The following is a 20098-nucleotide window of genomic DNA, read 5'->3' as shown; positions in this document are numbered from 1 at the left end:
ACACGTGCGTACCACCCCCAGGAGGTTCCCATGGCCCGACGTCTGTCGTGCCTGATCACCGGCGCAGTGGTCGCCGCCACCATGCTCAGCGGTTGTGGTGGAGACGCCACCGGCGACGGCCCCGTCGAGATCTCCTATGGCATCTGGGACATCGAGCAGCAGCCGGCGCTGGAGCAGGCGGCGGCCGCGTTCAGCAAGAGCAACCCCAATATCAAAATCAAGATTCAGGTCACGGGCTGGGACGAATACTGGGCCAAGCTCAAGGCCGCGGCGACCGGCGGCGCGGCGCCCGACGTCTTCTGGATGAACGGCCCCAACTTCAAGCTGTACGCCTCCAACGGCATGCTGCTCCCACTGGCGGACAGGATCGCGGCCGAGAAGGTGGACCTGTCGGTCTTCCCGAAGTCCCTGGTGGACCTCTACACCTACGAGGGCAAGTCCTACGGGCTCCCTAAGGACTTCGACACGATCGGCCTCTGGTACAACAAGAAGCTGTTCGACGCCGCCGGTCTGAAATACCCGGACGAGTCGTGGACCTGGGACGACCTGCGTGCCGCGGCGAAGAAGCTGACGGCGGCGGACAAGAGCGTCCACGGGATCGCGGCGGAGCTCAGCAATCAGCCCACCTTCTACAACACCATCGCCCAGGCCGGCGGCTACGTCCTGTCCCCGGACGGCACCAAATCCGGTTACGACCAGCCCGCCACCATCGAGGGACTGAAGTTCTGGACCGACCTCATCAAGGACGGGCTGTCTCCCACCCAGCAGCAGATGACCGACAGCAAGCCGGTCGAGATGTTCGAGTCGGGCAAGGTGGCGATGTACTACTCGGGCAGTTGGTACGCGGGCCGATTCAACAAGAACGCCGCCACCAAGGACACGATCGACGTGGCCCCTCTGCCCGCCGGCAAGAACAGGGCGGTCGTCACTCACGGCGCCACCAACGTGGTGTTCGCCAAGTCGAAGCATGTGGACGCCGCATGGAAGTTCGTCCGCTTTCTCGCCTCCAAGGAGGCCGCCGAGATCATCGGCCGCTCCGGTTCTGTCATTCCCGCCTACGCGGGAACCCAGCAGGCGTGGATCGACTCGGCTCCGCAGTTCAACCTGAAGGTCTTCATCGACCAGCTCTCGGTCTCCTTCCCCTACCCCAGTTCCAAGAACACCGCCGGGTGGATGGATGAGGAGCTGCCGTACCTGTCCAAGGCCTGGACCGGCGAGGTCCCCGTCGAGGAGGCAGCCAAGGCCCTCGCGGCGAAGATGAACGCCTCGCTCGCCCAGGAAAAGTGACAACCGTCGCCCCTCCGAGCCTGGAGGGTTCCGTTTCCGGCTCGAAGATTCCGGCGGGACGGCGTGCGCTCACCGGACGCCGCCGCAGCGAAGCTCTCTGGGGCCTGGTCATGATCGCTCCCTTGGGTCTGGGGCTCGTGGTCTTCTACCTGTGGCCGATCGCGCAGACGTTCTACTTCGGGTTCACCAAATGGGGACCGTTCGGTGGCAGCGAATGGACGGGCCTGGCCAACTACGAGCGTCTCCTGGCCGATGGGGAGGTCTGGACCGCCCTGCGCAACAGCCTTGCCTACACCGCTCTGGTGCTCCTGGGCGTCCCCGTCGCCATCATGTTCGCGGCGTTGCTGAACCAGCGCCGGCTGCGTGGCCGCGGGATCTTTCGCACGATGTACTTCCTGCCCGTGGTCACCATGCCGAGCGCGATCGCGATGCTCTGGCAGTACCTGTACAACGGCGACTTCGGCGTGCTGAACCAGTTACTGGGCCTGGTCGGTGTCGACGGCCCTTCGTGGGTGTCCGATCCCCGCACCGCTGTCTACGCACTAGCCGTGATCGGTGTGTGGATGGCGTTCGGCTACAACCTCGTGATCCTGATGGCCGGGCTGCAGAACGTGCCGAAACATCTCTACGAGGCCTCCGCCATCGACGGAGCCGGTCCGGTCCGCCAGTTCTTCTCCATCACCGTGCCCATGCTCAGCCCGACCATCTTCTTCGTCTCCGTCATTTCGGTGATCGGCACGTTGCAGATGTTCGACCTGGTCTATCTGATGATGCCGCCGGGCAGCCCGGCGTTGCCGGCCACCCAGACGATCGTCCACCTCTTCTACTCCACGTCCTTCGTGAAGAACGATCCGGGGTACGGCGCGGCCATCGCCTTCCTCCTCTTCGTCGTCATCGCGCTGCTGACAGCGGTGCAGTTCCGGATCCAGCGCAGGTGGGTTCACTATGAATAGCCGCCGGTGGGCGCTGGCCGCCTCCTACACCGTTCTCGTCATGGGTGTCCTCATCGTCGTCGGTCCCTTCGTCTGGCAGGCCCTGACCTCGGTCAAGTCCTTCCAGGACTCGGTCCGTATCCCGCCGACGGTGCTGCCGTCGCCGTGGGACTGGTCCGGCTACGCCAAGGTCTTCGAAGCGGTGCCGCTCGGCCGTCAGTTCGTCAACACCGTGCTGATGGCGGGCGGGCGCACCATCGCTCAGCTTGTCTTCTGCTCGCTGGCGGCTTTCGCCTTCGCCCGCCTGGAGTTTCCCGGACGCCGGTTCTTCTTCGGGCTGTTCCTCGTCGTGCTGATGGTGCCGTCGCAGCTTTTCGTCATTCCCCAGTTCCTCATCATGCAGAAGCTGGGCTGGCTCAACACGATCCAGGCTCTGATCGTGCCGGGCATGTTCAGCGCCTTCGGCACATTTCTGCTCCGCCAGTTCTTCGCCGGCCTGCCCCGGGAGCTGGACGAGGCGGCCGAGCTGGACGGGTGCGGGCCGCTCCAAAGGTACTGGCGCATCCTGCTGCCGCTGAGCAAACCAGGGCTGATCGCGCTCGCCGTGCTCACCCTGCTGTGGTCGTGGAACGACCTCATGTGGCCGCTCATCGTCAATACCGATCCCGAGATGATGACCCTCTCCGCAGGCCTGGCGACGCTCAGCGGCCAGCACAACATCGAACACCCCACCCTCATGGCAGGTTCGCTGATAGCCACCGCGCCGGTGATCGTCATCTTCGCGATCCTGCAGAAGCAGATCATCGAGGGCATCGCCAACACCGGCTCCAAGTCCTGATCATCAGTCCCCCTAACCCCCAAGGCGATGCGTGATGTCCAGAATCCCCCAATTTACCGTATTTATCGCTATTTACCTCTTATCGGCGCTGGTCGTACTGCCCGCCCCGGCCCAGGCCGCCGTACCGGTCAAACCGAAGATCATGCAGTTCAACCTGGCCGGTGGAGAGTGGTGGAAGGGAACCAAGAATCCCGTCGTCAACGCGATCGCCGCCACCGCGCGGCAGGTCCAGCCCGATGTGATCACACTCAACGAGATCTGCCGCGACCAGTACGACGCCCTGCGGGACATGCTGAAGCCCGAAGACGGCAACGGCTGGCGGATCAGCGGATGGGACTTCCACGCCGAGGCCGACAGCCTGAAGTACACCCGCTGCCTGGGCCTCAACGGGACGAGTGAGCCCTGCTACGCCGCCGGCACCTGCCACCTGGCAGTCGGCTCGGCCATTCTGACGCGGCTGGGCGCGAGGGACCGGAAGGTGTGGGACCTGCCGAGATTCATCCGCAGCGACGGCGCCGAGTACAAGATGCTCTGCGTGAAGACCTGGTTGCCGGTCGAACAGTCACCGCCGCGCCACCAGTACTCCCAGGTCTGCGTCACGCACCTGGATCCCGTCGGCGGAGTCGTGGACCCGGCCAAGATGGTGGACGGCTGGACCTCGTTCTGCCTGCCGAAGACCGCGACCTGGCCAGGGGAGGACATCCGGCACTGCCAGGCGAGCGTGATCCGCGCCCGGCTCGAAGAGAACATGATGATCCCGGATGCCAACGGACACCACGCCCCCCTCCTGGTCGCAGGAGATCTGAACCAGAGACTGAACGAAGTGGCCTTCACCTCCTACGCGCAGGTCCAGCAGCGTGCCGCACAGGTCACCCCCGGTCGCCGCTACTTCGGATTCTCCGATTTCCAGTTGCCCGGAACGGCTCCCCTGAAGTTCCACTACCGGGAGGCGGGGGTGGCCACCAACCCGTGGACCTTCTGCCGCGTGCCCGGCGTCCCCACGAACGCCCTGCCGCCGGTCAACGTCTCCTGCTCACCCGACAGCACCCCCGTGAAACTCGACCACGTCGTGTACCAGACCGAGTTCTGGAATTCCCCCACCGCCCAGGCGACGAGCATGTATCGCTCCCCAGGCGACAGCTCCTCCGGCCTGCTTTCCGATCACCGGCGTTATGACGCCCAGCTGACCTGGCGGCCGCTCCCTTAGCCAGACGCGTATCCCTCACACATCAGGAGAACCCATGCTCCCCCCTTCCCTTCGCAGAATCGCATTAGCAACAACCCTGGCCGCCGCGGCACTCACCGCGGCCCAGCCGGGTACGGCTCAGGCTCAACCGGACAATGGCCCGGTGAACGTCCAGCTGCTGTCCCTCACCGACTTCCACGGCTACATCCGGCCGCAGCCTGCCACGGTCAAGGACGCTCAGGGAAACAGCATCGTGGTGGGGGGAGGTCCGTACATCGCCACGCATCTGAAGAACCTGCGCGCCGGTCACGAGAACTCCATCACCTTCACCACAGGCGACGACTTCAGTGGCTGGCCGAATGAGGTCTCCTTCCACGCCGACGAGCCCACCATCGAGTTCCTCAACGCCATCGATGTGGACTTCACCACGGCCGGCAACCACGAATTCGACATCTCCTTAGATTTCCTACGGAACCATATGGTCAAGGGGCAGTGCTTCGGCCAGATCGACGTCGACAGCTGCTTCACCGACTCCACCGGCCGTCGTTTCCACGGCGCCGACTACACCATCTCCTCCGCCAATATCACCAGGAAGGGCTCGACCAAGCCGCTGCTGCCGCCGTACGTCATCAAGCACGTCAAAGCGGGCGGCAGGCAGATCCCCGTGGGCTTCATCAACCTGACCACCCCCACCACGGTCACCGGCACGACCTCCTACCAGCCGGGACTGGACAACCTGCCTCTGGTGGAGACCGCGAACAAATACGTCGCCGAACTCAAGCGCCGCGGTGTGGAGGCGATCGTGGCCAACGTGCACGAGGGCGGAACAGCCGGAGACATCTATGACCGGTGCACCGATCCGAAGGGGCCCATCTTCGACTTCGCCAGGCAGGTCTCACCGGAGATCGACGCGATCGTCTCCGGGCACTGGCACGCTCTGTTCAACTGCACCGTGCCGGACCCCGACGGCAACCTCCGCCCGGTGGTGGAGGCGGCCAACCACGGTCGGCTGATCAACGAGATCAACCTGCGGATCGACCCGCGCACCCGCGACGTCATCCGTTCGGCCACCACCTCGGTGAACCACCCGGTCACCCGCGACGTCCCAGCCGACCCGGAGACGGTCAGGCTCGTCGACCACTGGGTGGCGAAGGGCGCACAGACCTTCGCCCGGCCGGTCGGCACGATCGCCGGTGACCTCACCCGGGTCCGTGATGCCGACGGTGAGAGCACGCTGGGCAACGTCATCGCCGACGCGCAGCTCGCGGACTCCCAGCGGACCCGCGGCGGCGTCGCCGATTTGGCGGTCGTCGCCGTCGCGCCCCTGAAGGGCTCGGCCTCCCTGCGCGGCGACCTGCTCCACGCCAAGGGCACCGATCCGGCCGACAGCGATGGCACCGTGCTGTACGGCGAAGCCCGCGCGGCCTTCGGGTATGCCAATCCCGTGCTCACCGTGTCGGTCACCGGCGCCCAGCTGGACCAAGCGCTGGAGCAGCAGTGGCAGACCCAGCCCGACGGCACGGTACGCTTCGGCCCGCTGGCCGTCTCCGGGAACGTCCGCTACTCCTACGACGCATCCCGGCCGGTCGGTGACCGGGTCAACCCCGCCGACGTCCTGATCGGCGGCCAGCCCCTGGACGTTGGGCGGAGCTACCGGGTCGCGGGTCTCGCCTACACCCTGACCGGGGCCGACGGCTTCAGCGCGTTCACCGGATTCACCGACGCCGTACGCGGCAGCCGTGACTACGAGGCGTTCCGCGAGTATCTCGTGCGCAGCGCGACGGTGACGCCGCCCCCGCTGGACCGCGCCACGGCGCTTGGGTAACTCCACCACAAGAGTCCCCAGGTCATCGACCTGGGGACTCTTGCTCGCATGGCGGCCCGTTACGGCACGCAGTCGGGGCTCCTGCGGGTGCGATTAATCATCCGGCCAGGTCAAGCTACGTGCCGGTACTCCCTCAGGACGCCTCCCAGTCGATCATGCCGGCGGATGCCGAGCGGCGAGATTGAGGCTGAGCCGCTGTTGGGATCGGGAAGTGGTCGGAGCGGGGCTGCCTGCCGGAGGGTGCGGTGTGGCCAGTGTTCGTTGTAGAAGGCCTCGGTGAACTTGGCATCGCGGTCACGGATAAGGAATTTCGCTGCGCTGCCGGCGTCTTACAGGTCCATGACGAGGTTGTGGCCGAGCTGAGCGACCCACTCTACGGTGGGATGGGCGGTGACGCCGAGGACTCGATGACCGTAAGGTCCCGTGCGGCATCCTGTTCGTGCTCTCCACCGCGATCCTGGGGGAGTTCCTGCCCCGGGAACTGGGCTTCGGCTCAGGGATGACCTGCTGGCGTTGGTTGCGCGACTGGCAGCAGACCGGTGTCTGGGATCGGCAACGCTGTATGCCGACCGGGCCTACGACCACGATTGCCACCGCCGTTCGGCGCGCGAGAAACGGATTGGCCCGGTCATCGCCCGCCGTGGCACGGCGCATGGCTCCGGCCTCGGCGTGCACCGCTGGGTGGTCGAGCAGACGATCGCGCTCCTGCACTGGTTCCGCTGACGTCGGCGCGGGTGCTGCACGTGTTCTTCACGCCGTCGCCGGAGGAGGCGGCCTGGGCCGATCAGCGCACCGGCAGTCCCGAATCGTGCTTCGCGCTGGTGCTGGCGGTGAAGTGCTTTCAGAAGATGGCGCGGTTCCCGTGAAGGCCACCTCCAGCGACGATCGCAATGCTCGGTCCGACGCCCGCATCCAGCGTTTCGGCGACTACGCCACCGACGAGGTCGCCCACGCGCCCGAGCCGTTCGACGCCCGCCACCACTGGTCAGGATCTTCGCGATCGACCTGGTCCACGAGCTTGTCCGCACTGGGCGCGCTTGAGGAGGTGGAGCGCAGTCGCCGCGACACTGTCGTGCTGTCGATCGATGACGACCGGCGTCACGGAAAATTCTTCAAAGAAATCCGGGAGGAGGTGTCGGATCGGGGCGGTGGTGTTCGTAGCAGGGGTGAGGCCGCCCGCAAGGGGCGGAGCCAAGGCCAAGGAGCCGCGATCATGAAGCTGACGACCATGACTCAGGTCACCATCGATGGAGTGATGCAGGGAAACGGCGCCGCGTCGGATGACCGCAGGAACGGATTCGAGCGCGGCGGATGGGCCCGGGGGAAGGGCGACGACGAGACCAGGACGTTCATCACGCAGACCTACCAGCGCGCAGAGGCGTTCCTGTTCGGCCGGCGCACCTACGAGCTGTTCGCCGGCTCCTGGGGATCAATAGACCAGATGCGCGCACATCCCATCGGCGTGGCCTTGAACGAGGCCCCCAAGTACGTTGCCTCGACCACGCTCACCGCGCCGCGCTGGGAGGACACGACCGTTCTCCGCGGTGACCTCGCGGCGGCTATCAGTGAGCTGAAGGCCAAGCCCGGGGGTGAGCTGCAGGTGCATGGCAGTGGCATCCTGACCCAGTGGTTGTTGGAGAACGACCTGGTCGACGAGATGATTCTGATCGTGATCCCGGTGATCCTCGGCCAGGGCGCGAGACTGTTCCCGGAGACCGGTCCGGATCTTGCGCTCGACCTGGTCGAGTCGCGGGTCGACTCGAAGGGTGTGACGATCCAGGTCTACCGGCCGGCCGGGCGCCCGCGGTATGCAACGGCCTGAAGTCCCTGACCAGCGAACCACGCTGTCTTGACACCACAGGAGATGATCTTCAGATGCGGTACCTGGTTTCCGTGATCGATGACAAGAGCAATCCCGGCAGCACGGACAGGCGGCCTGCCATCAGCGCGTTCAACGAACGACTGATCGCCGAGGGCTACTGGGTTTTCGCGGGCGGACTCGCGGACACCGACGCGGCCACGGTCATCGACAACCGGGGCGAGCAGGCGGTGTTCAGCGACGGGCCTTTCGTGGAGTCGAAGGAGTACCTCGCCGGCGTCTGGGTGTGGGAGGCCCCCGATCTGGATGTGGCACTCAAGCTCGCCGCCGAGGCGTCGAAGGTCTGCGATCGGAAGGTCGAGGTGCGGCCGTTCCTGTGAGCGACGTCGAGGAGGCGATCACCCGGGCCCACCACGACGAGTGGGCGCGGGTGGTGGCCGCCCTGACCAGGCGTTTCGGTGACCTCGACATCGCCGAGGAGGTGGCTGCCGAGGCGTTCGCGACCGCCGTGGAACGGTGGCGGGCCGACGGTGTGCCGCCCAATCCCGGCGCGTGGCTGACCACCACCGCCAACCGCAAGGCCATCGACCGGATCCGGCGTGAGAACAAGCGCGACGACAAGCACAGGGAGGCTCAGATGACATACGACGACCCGCCCGAGCCTGTTGGCGCCATCGATGACGACCGGCTCCGGCTGATCTTCACCTGCTGTCACCCGGCGCTGGCGATGGAAGCGCGCGTGGCGTTGACGCTGCGCATGCTCGGCGGTCTGACCGTGCCCGAGATCGCCCGTGCCTTCCTGGTGCAGGGGACCACCATGGAGCGGCGCATCACCCGCGCGAAGGCCAAGATCAAGGCGGCTCGCATCCCCTATCGGATGCCGTCCGCCGATGATCTGCCGGCTCGTGTCTCCGGCGTCCTGGCAGTCCTGTTCCTCGTTTTCAACGAGGGCTACCTGGCCAGCGGCCCCGACACCGATCCCGTACGACACGAGCTGACCACCGAGGCGATCCGGCTCACCCGCCTGATCCGCGCGCTCCTGCCGCAGGACGGAGAAGTGGCCGGGCTGCTGGCGCTGATGCTGCTCACCGAGGCCCGCCGCACCGCCCGGATCTCGGCGAACGGCGAACTGGTCGCGCTCGACGAGCAGGACCGTGGGGCCTGGGACGCGGAACTGATCGCCGAAGGTCATCGGCTGGTGCGCGAGCGCCTGGCCGCTGCCGCTGCCGGGGTGGCTCCGGGTCGCTACCAGATCCTCGCCGCGATCAACGCGGTGCACACCTCCGCCCGTGACATCCGCGACACTGACTGGTCGCAGGTCCTCGCCCTCTACGACCAGCTCGTCCGCCTCGACCCCTCGCCGATCATCGCCCTCAACCGGGCCATCGCCGTGGCCGAGCTCGACGGGCCGGAGGTGGCACTGGCCATCGTTGACCACCTCGCCGAGGCGTTGGCCGGCTATCACGCCTACCACGCCACCCGTGCCGACCTGCTGCGCCGGCTGGGCCAAAGTCAGCAGTCACGCGCGGCCTACGACCGGGCCATCGAGCTGGCCGGCAACACCGGCGAGACCGTCTACCTCACCCGCCGCCGCGACCAACTGCAGTAGCGCCCGCGCTTGAAGAGCGCACTTGATACGGGTCCAGCCGAGATACGGGTAAAACCGGCCATGAGTCGATCTTGAGAACGTCAGGGCCGCGGATGAATTCGGTTGCACTGGGACTGTTGAGCTTGGTGGGGTATCTGCATGAATGGTGCCACTGAGCAGGGGCAACGGGCGAGGACAGGAAGAGACCGTACGATCACGCGATGTCCGGCTCCATGGCACAGGCTGGCGGTGCTCGGGGCTCTGATGCTGGCCGCCCTCACCTTCAACACCGCGGAGAACCTGCCGGTCGGCCTCCTGAGGCTCATGTCCGAAGACCTACGGGTGTCCTTGTCAGCGGTTGGTCTCCTGGTCACCGGTTACGGCGTTACGGTGGCCATCGCATCTGTGCCGATTGCCCACGTCGTGCGGGCCGTGCCCCGACGTTATGTGCTCATGGGACTGCTGGCCGCGCTCGTGGTGTCCAGTCTCGTTGCCGCGCTGGCCCCCTCTTACTGGCTGCTCCTCGTGGCGCGGCTGCTGACCGCGCTCGCCCAGGCGCTGTTCTGGGCCGTGATGGGGCCGGTCGCGGTGGGCCTGTTCGCACCCGAGTTTCGGGGGCGTGTGGTCGGGGCGCTGTCCGTGGCTGGCTCGCTCGCCCTCGTGTTCGGTGTTCCCGCTGGGACCTGGCTGGGCCAGAAGAGTACCTGGCAGGTGCCCATCGCCATGCTGGCGGCTCTGGGGCTTGTCTCTTTGGTGACGATCGCCGTTCTGCTGCCGACTTCTCGTCCGGAAGAAGAGCCCGCCGCCTACGCGACCGATCCCGACGCGTGGCGGTTCGGGACGGTGCTGGCGGCCGGGACCTTGTCCGCCACCGGGGCGTTCACGGGATACACCTACATCGTCACGTTCCTGGGCGACGTGAGCGGGTTCTCCCCCCGCGCGGTCAGCATCCTGTTCGTGGTTTTCGGCGTCGCGTGTCTGGCCGGAGTGAGCATCACCGGGGCGTTCCTGGACCGCTTTCCGCAGACCGCGCTGGCCACCGCCGTGACCACGCAGGCCGTGGGCATGCTCGGCCTGTACGCGTACGGCGCTCATCCGGTGGCGGCGGTGATGTTCCTTACGCTGATGGGCGGCGCACTCGGCCCGGTGTTCATGACCACGCAAAACGCGATGTTGCACTACGCGCCGGGCCGCACGGACATTGCCCTCGCAGCGAACTCCGGTGCCTACAACGTCGGCATCGCGGCGGGTGCCGCGCTTGGGGGACTGGTCCTGCCGCTCGCCGATGTACGGAGCACCTTCCTCGCCGGCGGGCTGCTGACCGTCGGGTCCTGCGTGGCCCTACTCGGAGAGGCTCCAATCCCCTTCCGAGATTACGAACATGATCGGCTCGTGGCCGCTTCTGGCCGTATCTCGGCCGGACCCGTGATACAGCGATGAAAGGCGACGCGGAACGCTGCACTATTGACATGTTCAGACGCCAACCCTTCTCGCCGAGCAACGGCGCAGGCTTCAGCTCGCCGTGTAGAGGCTCAGTGCAGAGAGCTTGAAGCGTTGCTCTTGTGCGCGCCTAAACGCTAATGGGGTTGTGATATACTTTGTAAAGGCGCTCTGGGGGCCAACCTAACGGTCGGCCCCCAATAGAGGACTAAAGACTCACATCAACAAGCAAAAATTCGGGGGACGAGTCTATGCGGTGGGTGAGTTGGTCGCGAGCCATCTGTCGATGTGTGTGGATGAGGGCGGCAATCTCTTTGATGGAGAGACCACCCGGCACATAGGCCTCGCGTGCTGCTTCCTCGGGAAAGAGAGCGTCTCTGCGGGCGCGAGCATGGGCGAGGATTCGGCCGGCTGCGGCGAAAGCTGCCGCGCGGGTGGACGTGGCGCTATTTTCACATATTTCTAGAAAAGTCAGAACATCTCGAACTTTGTGTAGATGGTTCACTCTGAAGGTGCGGCCGACGGACCGTTTTCCCTGGGGAGGCGTAATCGGTCTTCGTTGTATGAATTTCGGCGTTCCGCGTGCTGACCTTACGTGATGCTGGAGCGGACCAAGGAGCGTCTGCGCTGCAAGCCCAGGGGCGGGCGGCATGCCCGGGGTGAGGCGGCCCGGATGCGCTCCGGCTAGGTTGATCGCGATCTGTCCCGCTCTGAGAGGAGTCTCCGGCCCCATGGCCTCCATCCGCCACGAAATCGTGATCGACGCGTCCCCCGAGCACACCTGGGACGTGCTGCGCGACGTCGGCGCCGTGCACGAGCGCCTGCTGCCCGGCCGCGTCGCCGGCACCCGGATCGAGGGCGACCAGCGGTTCCTGACCTTCCCCGACGGACACGTGATCCGCGAGCTGATCGTCGCGATCGACGATGACGCCCGCCGCCTGGCCTACTCCGTCGTCGAGGGCGCGCGGCCGCCGGTCGAGCACCATCACGCCTCGTTCGAGGTCCGCCCTGAGGGGGACCTGGCGAGCCGGCTGATCTGGACCACCGACGTCCTGCCGCACCCGCTCGCCGCCGAGATCCGGATCCGCGTCGAACGCGGCGCGGCGGAGATGAAGCAGGCGATCGAGGCGGCGGTACGGGGCTGAACCGCGGGCCGGGGTGCCCGCTCGCCGTACGGCGGGCCTGGTCGCCTCCGTGCGGCGAGCGGGTGTCACGCCCGGCCTGTACGGTGGACCTGCTGGTGACCTTGACCAAGGTTTGTCAATCAAGTGATTGACTGGGCGATATGTCCGATTTACGGTCATCTGCATGGTTTCTGATGAAGGCGGTCAGCGGGAAATGATCCTGCAGGTCGCGACCAGGCTGTTCGCCGCACTCGGCTACGACGGCACGTCGACCCGTCAGATAGCCGAAGCCGCCGGGTTGAACATCGCCACCGTCAGCTACCACGTCGGCACCAAGCGGGACCTGTATCTCGCGGTCATGGAGCGCGCCCACCGGACCCACACGGCCGTCCTGGAGGCGGCGGTCAAAGACCTGATGGCCGCCTCGCCCGAGCGGAAGGTCGCCGCCGTGCACCGGCTCATCGACAGTTACATCGACTTCTGCGCGGAGAATCCCGAGTTCCCCGCGTTGTGGATGCATCGCTGGCTCTCCGACGCCAGCGACATCACCCACCTGGAGCCGCAGTACGTCCAGCCGCTGGCCCAGCTCGTCATCGACACCGTCGCCCCGGTGGCGACCGCGGGGGACGCCGATCTGGACTACACGATCAACTCGGTGATCTGGTGCGTCCACAGCTTCGTCCAGAGCGGGGTGCTCGACAAGGCGGGCGAGCGTCGCGGCCCGGACGACCCGCGCGCCCTGCGGCGTTTCCGTGCCCACATGCACCAGATGGTCCACCGTACCCTCGGACTCCCGGGTGATCCTCCTCGCGGAGAGAACCGCGAAGAGAACGGAGAGAACAAGGCGTAGAGCGGGTCCGGCGCGGGCGTTCCGCTGCGGAGACCGGGACGGCGAGGGCGATGACGGGTGCCCCGCGCGGTGGTGTGCGCGCCGATCCCAATAGACTGACACAACGTGACTGCCAAGCCGCTTATCCCCAATGTCCTGGCCGCCCGCTACGCTTCGGCCGAGCTGGCCCGCCTGTGGTCTCCCGAGTACAAGGTGACAGCCGAGCGGCGCCTGTGGCTGGCCGTGCTGGCCGCGCAGGCAGAACTGGGCATCGAGGTTCCCGCGCAGGCCGTGACCGACTACGAGAAGGTCGTCGAGCAGGTGGACCTGGCCTCCATCGCCGAGCGGGAGCGGATCACCCGCCACGACGTCAAGGCCCGCATCGAGGAGTTCAACGCCCTGGCCGGGCACGAGCACGTGCACAAGGGCATGACCTCGCGGGACCTGACCGAGAACGTCGAGCAGCTGCAGATCCGCGACAGCCTGCTGGTGGTCCGTGACCGGTGCGTGGCGCTGCTGGCCCGCCTGGGGACACTGGCCGCCGAGCACTCGGGCACGGTGATGGCGGGGCGGTCGCACAACGTGGCCGCGCAGTCGACCACGCTCGGTAAGCGTTTCGCGTCGGTGGCCGACGAGCTGCTGGTGGCCTTCGCCCGGCTGGAGGAGCTGATCGTCCGCTACCCGCTGCGCGGGATCAAGGGCCCGGTGGGCACCGCCCAGGACATGTTGGACCTGCTGGGTGGCGATCGGGACAAACTGGCGCGGCTGGAGGATCGGGTGGCCGCGCACCTGGGGTTCGCGCACCGCCTGACCAGCGTCGGGCAGGTCTACCCCCGCTCGCTGGACTACGAGGTGGTCACGACGCTGGTGCAGCTGGCCGCGGCCCCCTCCTCGCTGGCCAAGACGATCCGGCTGATGGCCGGGCACGAGCTGGTCACCGAGGGCTTCGCCGAGGGACAGGTCGGCTCTTCGGCGATGCCGCACAAGATGAACACCCGCTCGTGCGAGCGGGTCAACGGCCTGACGGTGATCTTGCGTGGTTACGCCTCCATGGCGGGAGAGCTGGCGGGCGACCAGTGGAACGAGGGCGACGTGTCCTGCTCGGTGGTGCGCCGGGTGGCGCTGCCGGATGCGTTCTTCGCCTTTGACGGACTGGTGGAGACGATGCTGACCGTGCTCTCGGAGTTCGGCGCGTTCCCGGCGGTCATCGCCGCCGAGCTGGACCGGTACCTGCCGTTCCTGGCGACCACGAAGATGCTGATGGCCGCGGTGCGGGCAGGGGTGGGCCGGGAGAGCGCACACGAGCTGATCAAGGAGCACGCGGTCGCGTCGGCCCTGGCGATGCGCGAGCGGGGCGTGGGCAACGAGCTGCTGGAGCGCCTGGCGGCCGATGAGCGCTTCCCGCTGGACGCGGACGCGCTGGCCGGGCTGATCGAGCAGCGGATCGCGTTCACCGGAGCGGCGGCCGAGCAGGTCGAGGCGGTCGTGGCGCGAATCGGTGAGATCACCACCCGCTACCCGGTGGCGGCCGCCTACGCCCCCGGCGCGATCCTCTGAACGGGGTGGAACTCACCGAGGTCGGCGATGTGGTCGCCGCCAGCGGTGACGACACACTGATCGTGTGGACCGCGCAGGGAATGCGCGACGGGGTGCGGGCATGGGCGCTGGGGGAGGCGGTGGCCGTGGCCTGCCCCCAGCTGAACCGCCGCGACCGGTTGACGGTACGCGGGCCCGCGCACCAGGTGGCCGCCCTGGTACGGCTGGCGCTGCCCGAGCTGGGGTCGTCATATCGGCTGCAGGGCGATCAGGCGCTTATCACCGAGCTGGTCGAGCGGTTGCCCGCCGGCGGGCCGGCGCACTCGTTCGAGTGGATGGACAGCGCCCAGGCGTTGTCCCCGGCCGAGGAGCACGCTGGTGAGGACGCGGGCGAGGCCGGGTGGTTACGAGATGCCGACGGTGAGGTCAGTGCCCTGCTGGCCGAGGCGTCTCCGTCGGCGTGGGCGGTTCCCGGCCTGGCGGGGATCCGCCGCTGGGCGGGACTGCGCGGCCCGGACGGGGCCCTGGTGGCCACGGCCGCCGACGCCTGGTCCTGCCCGCAGGTGGGGTTCGTCGCCGGGGTGGCCACCGCTGTCACCCGCCGGCGGCGAGGATACGGGGAAAGGGTGTGCCGGTTCGTCTTCGACGAATTGGTCGCCGTGCACGGCCGGGTCGCCCTGATGGTCGACGCCGACAACCACGGAGCCATCGGCCTCTACGAGCGCCTGGGCTTGCGCGGCCGGCCGGTGGCGGCGTGCGTTGTGGGCTGAGAATCCCTGACGAATCGACCGCTGCCGCACCCCGATGACGGGGTGGTCGTTTGTCGGCGGCACCCCGTTCACCACCCGTGATCCGCAGGCGGCACACGTACGAGCGGGCCGGTCGGGGGTCGCCGCCGGGCGTGCCGCCGGCCGCTCACCGGGACATCGCGTTGCCGACGGCCGTCTCGTCGATGGCCTGCCCGGCCAGGAGGCCCTCACGCCCGGCGGACGTGAGGCGGGCCTGTTCCGCCCAGCGCACGGCCGGGCCCGTGGCGAACCCGGCGAGTAGGAACAACACGCCCAGCGCCAGCCACCCCCGGGCGTCCTGGGTGAGGATCAGCGTGGTGAGCAGCAGCGGGCCGGCCATCCTCGCCACCGTCACACCCATGCCGAAGAAACCCTGATACTGGCCCTGCTTGTCCGAGGGTGCCAGAGCGAAACCGATCTCCCACGCGCCGGAGGCCAGCAGCATCTCCCCGAGCACCTGCAAACCGGCGCCGGCCAGAAGGACGCCTACCGCGACCCACGTCGATGTCCCCGTCGACAGCGCGAACACCGCGCACGCGGCGAGCATCACCACACCCGCGTGCCGTACGAGCCGGGAAGCGCTCGCAAGGCCGGTCACTCGCCGGGCCACCCGGACCTGGAACAGGACCACGCTGAGGGTGTTGAGCACCAGCAGCGCCGACACCATCCAGGCCGGAGCCGTGGTCCGCTGCACGATCCACAGGGGGAGCACCACGCTGAGCAGCGGCATGTAGAGCATCATGAACGCGTTGAGAAGGGTGATCAGGGCGTAGGGCCGGTCCCGCAGCACCGTCAGGTGAGCCTCACCACCGGCCACGGCAGGAGCGGGCGGCACTGCGGGAAGCCGCAGGAGCACCAGAGCCGCGGCGAGGAAACTGGCCGAGTCCATGAGGAAGACGGCCAGGTACGCCGTCGAGGTGCCGATGTGCAACGCCACCCCGCCGAACGCCGCGCCGACGGCCAGCCCGGCGTTGGCCGTCGACTGGAGGTACGCCCGTGTCTCGGTCCGTCTCTCCGGCTCCACGAGCCCGGCCAGCAACGCCTGCCGTGCGGCCCCGAAGCCGCTGACGCAGGTGGCGTAGAGGACGGCCGCCACCACGAACGCCGGGAACGATCTGACGAACAGGAAGGAGCCGACCGTCACAGCGGTCGCGACGGCCAGCAGCGCCGCCACGCCACGTGGCCCCCGCCGGTCGGCCAGATGCCCGAGCGGTACCCCCATGACAGAACCGACGGCCCAGCCGAGGGTCAGGGCGAAGCCGATCTGGGTCGGCGACAGTCCCACGATCCGGGTGAAGTACAGCACCGAGCAGACGTAGTAAGCGCCGTCGCCGACGGCGCCGATCAACTGTGCCAGGGCCAGAACCCGCGGCGCCCCGGAAGCCGGGAGAAACTTGCTGAACATGACACTCCTAAACAGGCCCGGAAGTTTCCAGCCGCGAAGGCGGCGCGGGCCTCGATGAAGGACGGCCGGGTGCCCGTGACATGGCGGATGGCCGATCAGAGGGGGGTGGTGGTGCGGGGTGGAAGACGGCCGGGTGGCCGGGGCATGGTGGGTGGCCGATCAGGGGAGTGAAACGGGACAGGAAGACCGGGGCGTCGTCTGACAGGGTCTCCTGGTGGGTTTGGCGGGGTTTCCTGGATGGGAGGAGCCGGGACGGTACGGCGGATCGCCGTTCTGGCGAGGATCCGGCGGGGGTCTGGCGGGGGGAGTCCTGGCAGGGAAGCCAGGTGTGAGCAGGAGGCGGCCGATCTGAAGGTGCCGGCCACGGCGCGCAGGACGAGCCGTGGCCCGCGGCGCCGAACCATATCCGGCGAACTGCGACGCTGGATTTCTCCCGTGCCGGGTGACTCTCGGCGCCGCCGGGATCACTTCTTGTCGATCAGTGCTCTGGCCGCGGGGACCACCTCGCGTGTCCAGCGCAGGAGCTGGGTGGAGTCGGCCTGCTCGGGCCAGTAGATGGCGGCGTCGAAACCCTCAAGCCCGGCGATGAACTCGGCCCACTGGGCGGGCGTGGCGCGGATGGGATCGCTGCCTTCCTTTGGAAGGCTGCGTGCCGGGGTGTCGGTGATGTGGCCGACGATCTGGGCCAGGCGGGTGATGTCGGCCGGGTCGCGCCCCGCGTCGAGAGCGGCCTGGCTGATCGTCCGCTGGGCGGTATCCCATTTCTCGTAGGGAAGGTACGAAGGAATCGGCGCGGCCCAACCGTCGGCGATGCGACCGGTCTGGGCGTGGCCGCGCGGGCCGACGGAACCGAGCCAGATGCCGATCGGATGAGCCGGGGCGGGACCGCTGTGGATGCCGTCGACGGTGTAGTGCTCACCGGTCACCCTGACCGTGTGGCCGGACTGCCACATGGCCCGCATGATCTCGATGCCCTCTTCCAGCGCGGCCTGCGCCGTGGCGGGAGTGTGGGTGGGCCCGCCCATGGCGGCGATGGCCTGCTGGAAGCCACCGGCGCCCAGGCCGAGCTCGAACCGTCCTCCGCTCAGCAGGTCGAGCGTGGCCGCGGCCTTGGCGATGAGGGCGGGCCCGCGGAGGGGAAGGCTCGCCACGTCGGGAAATATCCGGATCTGGGTGGTGTCGGCGAGGAGCGTACCGATCAGCGTGAACGTGTCGGCGAGCTGGGGAGCGTAAGGGTGGTCCTGCACGCCGAGCAGGTCGAGGCCTTCGGTGTCGGCGAGCCTGGTGAGCTCGCGGATGGACCGGAGGTCGGCGGCGGTGGGGTTGAGTTGGAGGCCAAAGCGAAAGGTCATGGTCAGCTCACGGAGTCGTTCGAGTTTGGGCGCGGGATATGTGAGTCGGTGGTGCCGCGTCGAGGTCGATGCGGACGCGACCGTCTTCTGTTGGGTTGCTGAGCTCTGAAGGCTTCTGCCGGGTTGTTGAGTTCTGCGGGGCGACCCCCGGAGGAGGACGTTCCTCAGAACTCTGTCTTACTGCATGGCAGAACTCTGTCTTACTGCACGGCGCTCAGGCGGCGCCTCGCTGCGTTGTCGCTCTGCCATGAGAGCGCCACGCAGGCTTCCCGCTCGTGCAGCCTCGGGGTGTGCCGCCATGCTCCGGCGGCTTCTCCGCGTTGCGGGATATCCGTTCGGATCGCCGCTCGCGGCGGACGAGACCACGGGGCACTCCCTAGGTCGCTCATCGATTCACCTCTTCGGGGAGCAGTGCAGGAAGACACTAAACGGATCAGTTTCATTCGTCAACTAAACCGTTCAGTGTTGACTATGTCCTAAACCGTGTAGTTAAATTCTTGCCATGAGTTCAAGCGCAGGTTCCCGTGTGAATCGGGCCGTCTCCGGCTTCGAGGGCGAAGGGCCCCCGTCGGGGGCCGACTGGGCGAGGCGGATCCCGTCATGACCGCCCTTGTCTCGACTTCGCCGCTTTCCTCGGCGAGGCCGAAGTCCTGGATGGGTCTCGGCCTGCGACTGACCGCGTTGGTCGCGCCCGCCGCGGCGGGTGCGGGCGGGCTCAACGTGGTGGCGTTCCACGTGGCCAACCGATCAGGATCGCGGCAGGCCACCGGTCTGGTCGCGATCGGCAGTGCGGCCGGCGGCACCGGTGGCGTCTTCGCCGGGGCGGTCGTCATGAACCTGTTGTCGTGGCAGGCCGTTCTGGCCCTGCCGCTGCTCAGCCTGCTGGCCGTGCCCGCCGCCCTGGGCCTGGCCGAGTCGGGGCGCTCGCGGGCACCGTTCTTCCCTCCGCTCGCCGTACTGAGGGAGAAAACCTTCCTGGTCGCGACGGTGCTGATGCTCGCGCTGGCCACGGTCAACTTCGGGCTGGTCTACGCGGCGCCGTCCCGGCTCGCCGCGCTCAGCGGGTGGTCGGCCGTGCAGACGGGGATCGCGTCGTCGGCGGCCTCGTTCGCCGGCGCGATGCTCTCGTGGACGCTCGTGCGGACCGCGCCCCGTCTCGGGCCGGTCGGCCTGCGGGCGGTGCTGATGGCGGCCTCCGTCGCCGCGCTCGTGCTGGCGGGATGCGGCCCGTGGGTCGCCGGGCTGCTGCTGGGGTCGGCCGCCGGGTCGTTCTCCGCGGCGTCGGGCCAGGGCGTGCTCATCGGCCCCGCGATCGCCGACCTGCCCGAGGAGCATCGTCCGGCGGTGATCGGCCTGTTCAACCTGGCCTTTCTGCTGGGCACGGCGGCAGGACCGGCCCTCGCGAGCCTGCTCAACCAAACCGTTTAGTTCATATAGTGAGCGCCATGGATCTGTTGAACGAGTTCGGCATTCCGGTCATCCCTGACGCCGTCAACACCACCCAGCGCAAGCGCGAATCGATCATCGAAGCGGCGCTGGCGGAGTTTCTGCGCGAGGGTTACGCCGCGGCATCGGTCGACTCGATCGCGAGCCGTGCCAAGGTGTCCAAACCGACCATCTACAAACATTTCGGCAACAAGGAGCGGCTTTTCCTCGCGGTGATCGGTGGTGTCCTGCCGAAGACCTACGCCGATCTGGAGCCTTACAATTCCATGATCGCCGAGGCCTCCGACCTGCGGACCGCCCTGATCCGCCTGACACTTGACTGGACCAAGCTGTTGTTGCGCGACGACATCCTGTCGCTGCGCAGTCTGGTCATCGGCGAGATCGACAGGTTCCCGCAACTCGGTCACCTGTGGTATCGCGTGAGCTACGAGATGAACAACGCGCCACTGGTCAACGCGATCACCGAGCTTCACAAGCGGGGTGTGCTCGACGTGCCCGACCCCGTTCTGGCCGTGCAGCAGCTTGTGGCGCTGACGGTGGGCGTGCCGCAGCTCGTCAAGACGTTGCAGCCGGATCTCGAGATCGACGACGCCGAGCTGACTCGCACGATCACCTCGGGTGTCGATGTCTTTCTCGCCCGCTACCGCAGCGCGAGCCGCCTTTGACCGGTGGTTTCGCCGTGTGCGGTGGCGTGCCCGCCGTA

At 67.5% G+C, this 20098-nt stretch carries 17 protein-coding genes and 2 pseudogenes; 17 read left to right on the top strand and 2 right to left on the bottom strand.

Annotated features, from left to right (window positions below; all coding sequences use genetic code 11):
* Positions 1-30 precede the first annotated feature (30 nt).
* The 15 genes and pseudogenes from ACFY2X_RS16750 (at position 31) to ACFY2X_RS16680 (ending at position 15174) form a co-directional block, all read left to right on the top strand.
* Positions 31-1287 carry an ABC transporter substrate-binding protein gene (locus ACFY2X_RS16750; RefSeq protein WP_389938957.1) on the top strand — a complete coding sequence of 419 codons (1257 nt, stop codon included), beginning with the start codon at positions 31-33 and terminating at the stop codon, positions 1285-1287.
* A 110-nt stretch (positions 1288-1397) separates the two neighbouring features.
* Positions 1398-2240 (top strand): carbohydrate ABC transporter permease, encoded by an 843-nt coding sequence (locus ACFY2X_RS16745; RefSeq protein WP_389938955.1) that lies wholly within the window; start codon positions 1398-1400, stop codon positions 2238-2240.
* On the top strand, positions 2233-3057 hold the full coding sequence (locus tag ACFY2X_RS16740) for a carbohydrate ABC transporter permease (RefSeq protein WP_389938953.1): 825 nt from the start codon (positions 2233-2235) through the stop codon (positions 3055-3057). The genes ACFY2X_RS16745 and ACFY2X_RS16740 overlap by 8 nt, the downstream gene beginning before the upstream one ends.
* Before the next feature lie 34 nt (positions 3058-3091).
* On the top strand, positions 3092-4264 hold the full coding sequence (locus ACFY2X_RS16735) for an endonuclease/exonuclease/phosphatase family protein (protein WP_389938951.1): 1173 nt from the start codon (positions 3092-3094) through the stop codon (positions 4262-4264).
* Between the two features lie 142 nt (positions 4265-4406).
* Positions 4407-6068, top strand: coding sequence for a bifunctional metallophosphatase/5'-nucleotidase (locus ACFY2X_RS16730; protein ID WP_389938949.1), 1662 nt, complete (start codon positions 4407-4409; stop codon positions 6066-6068).
* A 409-nt stretch (positions 6069-6477) separates the two neighbouring features.
* A pseudogene (locus ACFY2X_RS16725) lies at positions 6478-6621 on the top strand (transposase); the annotation flags it as partial.
* A 5-nt stretch (positions 6622-6626) separates the two neighbouring features.
* Positions 6627-6788, top strand: a pseudogene (locus tag ACFY2X_RS16720) (IS5/IS1182 family transposase); the annotation flags it as partial.
* Positions 6789-6876: 88 nt separating this feature from the next.
* Entirely contained in the window at positions 6877-7890 is a 1014-nt protein-coding gene (locus tag ACFY2X_RS16715) for a dihydrofolate reductase family protein (protein WP_389938947.1), read from the top strand.
* A gap of 53 nt (positions 7891-7943) precedes the next feature.
* Positions 7944-8267 (top strand): YciI family protein, encoded by a 324-nt coding sequence (locus tag ACFY2X_RS16710; protein ID WP_389938945.1) that lies wholly within the window; start codon positions 7944-7946, stop codon positions 8265-8267.
* Positions 8264-9496, top strand: a complete 1233-nt coding sequence (locus ACFY2X_RS16705; RefSeq protein ID WP_389938943.1) for an RNA polymerase sigma factor — start codon at positions 8264-8266, stop codon at positions 9494-9496. The genes ACFY2X_RS16710 and ACFY2X_RS16705 overlap by 4 nt, the downstream gene beginning before the upstream one ends.
* A 243-nt stretch (positions 9497-9739) precedes the next feature.
* Positions 9740-10915, top strand: coding sequence for an MFS transporter (locus ACFY2X_RS16700; protein WP_389938941.1), 1176 nt, complete (start codon positions 9740-9742; stop codon positions 10913-10915).
* Positions 10916-11646: 731 nt separating this feature from the next.
* Entirely contained in the window at positions 11647-12060 is a 414-nt protein-coding gene (locus ACFY2X_RS16695; protein ID WP_389938939.1) for an SRPBCC family protein, read from the top strand.
* Positions 12061-12223: 163 nt separating this feature from the next.
* Positions 12224-12889 carry a TetR/AcrR family transcriptional regulator gene (locus ACFY2X_RS16690; RefSeq protein WP_389938937.1) on the top strand — a complete coding sequence of 222 codons (666 nt, stop codon included), beginning with the start codon at positions 12224-12226 and terminating at the stop codon, positions 12887-12889.
* A gap of 105 nt (positions 12890-12994) precedes the next feature.
* Positions 12995-14425 (top strand): adenylosuccinate lyase, encoded by a 1431-nt coding sequence (gene purB / locus ACFY2X_RS16685; RefSeq protein ID WP_389938935.1) that lies wholly within the window; start codon positions 12995-12997, stop codon positions 14423-14425.
* 5 nt (positions 14426-14430) lie between these two features.
* Entirely contained in the window at positions 14431-15174 is a 744-nt protein-coding gene (locus ACFY2X_RS16680) for a GNAT family N-acetyltransferase (RefSeq protein ID WP_389938933.1), read from the top strand.
* 145 nt (positions 15175-15319) lie between these two features.
* On the opposite strand, the gene ACFY2X_RS16675 is transcribed toward ACFY2X_RS16680, so the two are convergent.
* Both ACFY2X_RS16675 and ACFY2X_RS16670 read right to left on the bottom strand, forming a co-directional pair.
* Positions 15320-16597, bottom strand: coding sequence for an MFS transporter (locus ACFY2X_RS16675; protein ID WP_389938931.1), 1278 nt, complete (start codon positions 16595-16597; stop codon positions 15320-15322).
* A 464-nt stretch (positions 16598-17061) separates the two neighbouring features.
* Positions 17062-17949 carry an LLM class flavin-dependent oxidoreductase gene (locus tag ACFY2X_RS16670; protein ID WP_389938929.1) on the bottom strand — a complete coding sequence of 296 codons (888 nt, stop codon included), beginning with the start codon at positions 17947-17949 and terminating at the stop codon, positions 17062-17064.
* Positions 17950-18549: 600 nt separating this feature from the next.
* Between ACFY2X_RS16670 and ACFY2X_RS16665 the strand changes: the two genes are divergently transcribed.
* Both ACFY2X_RS16665 and ACFY2X_RS16660 read left to right on the top strand, forming a co-directional pair.
* Positions 18550-19377: a hypothetical protein gene (locus ACFY2X_RS16665; RefSeq protein WP_389938927.1), complete on the top strand. Its 828-nt coding sequence runs from the start codon at positions 18550-18552 to the stop codon at positions 19375-19377.
* Between the two features lie 17 nt (positions 19378-19394).
* Positions 19395-20060: a TetR/AcrR family transcriptional regulator gene (locus tag ACFY2X_RS16660; RefSeq protein ID WP_389938925.1), complete on the top strand. Its 666-nt coding sequence runs from the start codon at positions 19395-19397 to the stop codon at positions 20058-20060.
* Positions 20061-20098 lie beyond the last annotated feature (38 nt).

The organism is Streptosporangium sp. NPDC000396 (genome assembly GCF_042898655.1).
Lineage (GTDB): Bacteria > Actinomycetota > Actinomycetes > Streptosporangiales > Streptosporangiaceae > Streptosporangium.
The sequence above is the reverse complement of the archived record's forward strand: the minus strand, read 5'-3'. Positions and strand labels throughout refer to the sequence as shown.

Coding starts and splice junctions, on each gene's coding strand:
- ACFY2X_RS16750 (WP_389938957.1), top strand. CDS start 31: ATGGCCCGACGTCTGTCGTGCCTGATCACCGGCGCAGTGGTCGCCGCC.
- ACFY2X_RS16745 (WP_389938955.1), top strand. CDS start 1,398: ATGATCGCTCCCTTGGGTCTGGGGCTCGTGGTCTTCTACCTGTGGCCG.
- ACFY2X_RS16740 (WP_389938953.1), top strand. CDS start 2,233: ATGAATAGCCGCCGGTGGGCGCTGGCCGCCTCCTACACCGTTCTCGTC.
- ACFY2X_RS16735 (WP_389938951.1), top strand. CDS start 3,092: ATGTCCAGAATCCCCCAATTTACCGTATTTATCGCTATTTACCTCTTA.
- ACFY2X_RS16710 (WP_389938945.1), top strand. CDS start 7,944: ATGCGGTACCTGGTTTCCGTGATCGATGACAAGAGCAATCCCGGCAGC.
- ACFY2X_RS16700 (WP_389938941.1), top strand. CDS start 9,740: ATGCTGGCCGCCCTCACCTTCAACACCGCGGAGAACCTGCCGGTCGGC.
- ACFY2X_RS16695 (WP_389938939.1), top strand. CDS start 11,647: ATGGCCTCCATCCGCCACGAAATCGTGATCGACGCGTCCCCCGAGCAC.
- ACFY2X_RS16690 (WP_389938937.1), top strand. CDS start 12,224: ATGGTTTCTGATGAAGGCGGTCAGCGGGAAATGATCCTGCAGGTCGCG.
- ACFY2X_RS16675 (WP_389938931.1), bottom strand. CDS start 16,597: ATGTTCAGCAAGTTTCTCCCGGCTTCCGGGGCGCCGCGGGTTCTGGCC.
- ACFY2X_RS16670 (WP_389938929.1), bottom strand. CDS start 17,949: ATGACCTTTCGCTTTGGCCTCCAACTCAACCCCACCGCCGCCGACCTC.
- ACFY2X_RS16665 (WP_389938927.1), top strand. CDS start 18,550: ATGACCGCCCTTGTCTCGACTTCGCCGCTTTCCTCGGCGAGGCCGAAG.
- ACFY2X_RS16660 (WP_389938925.1), top strand. CDS start 19,395: ATGGATCTGTTGAACGAGTTCGGCATTCCGGTCATCCCTGACGCCGTC.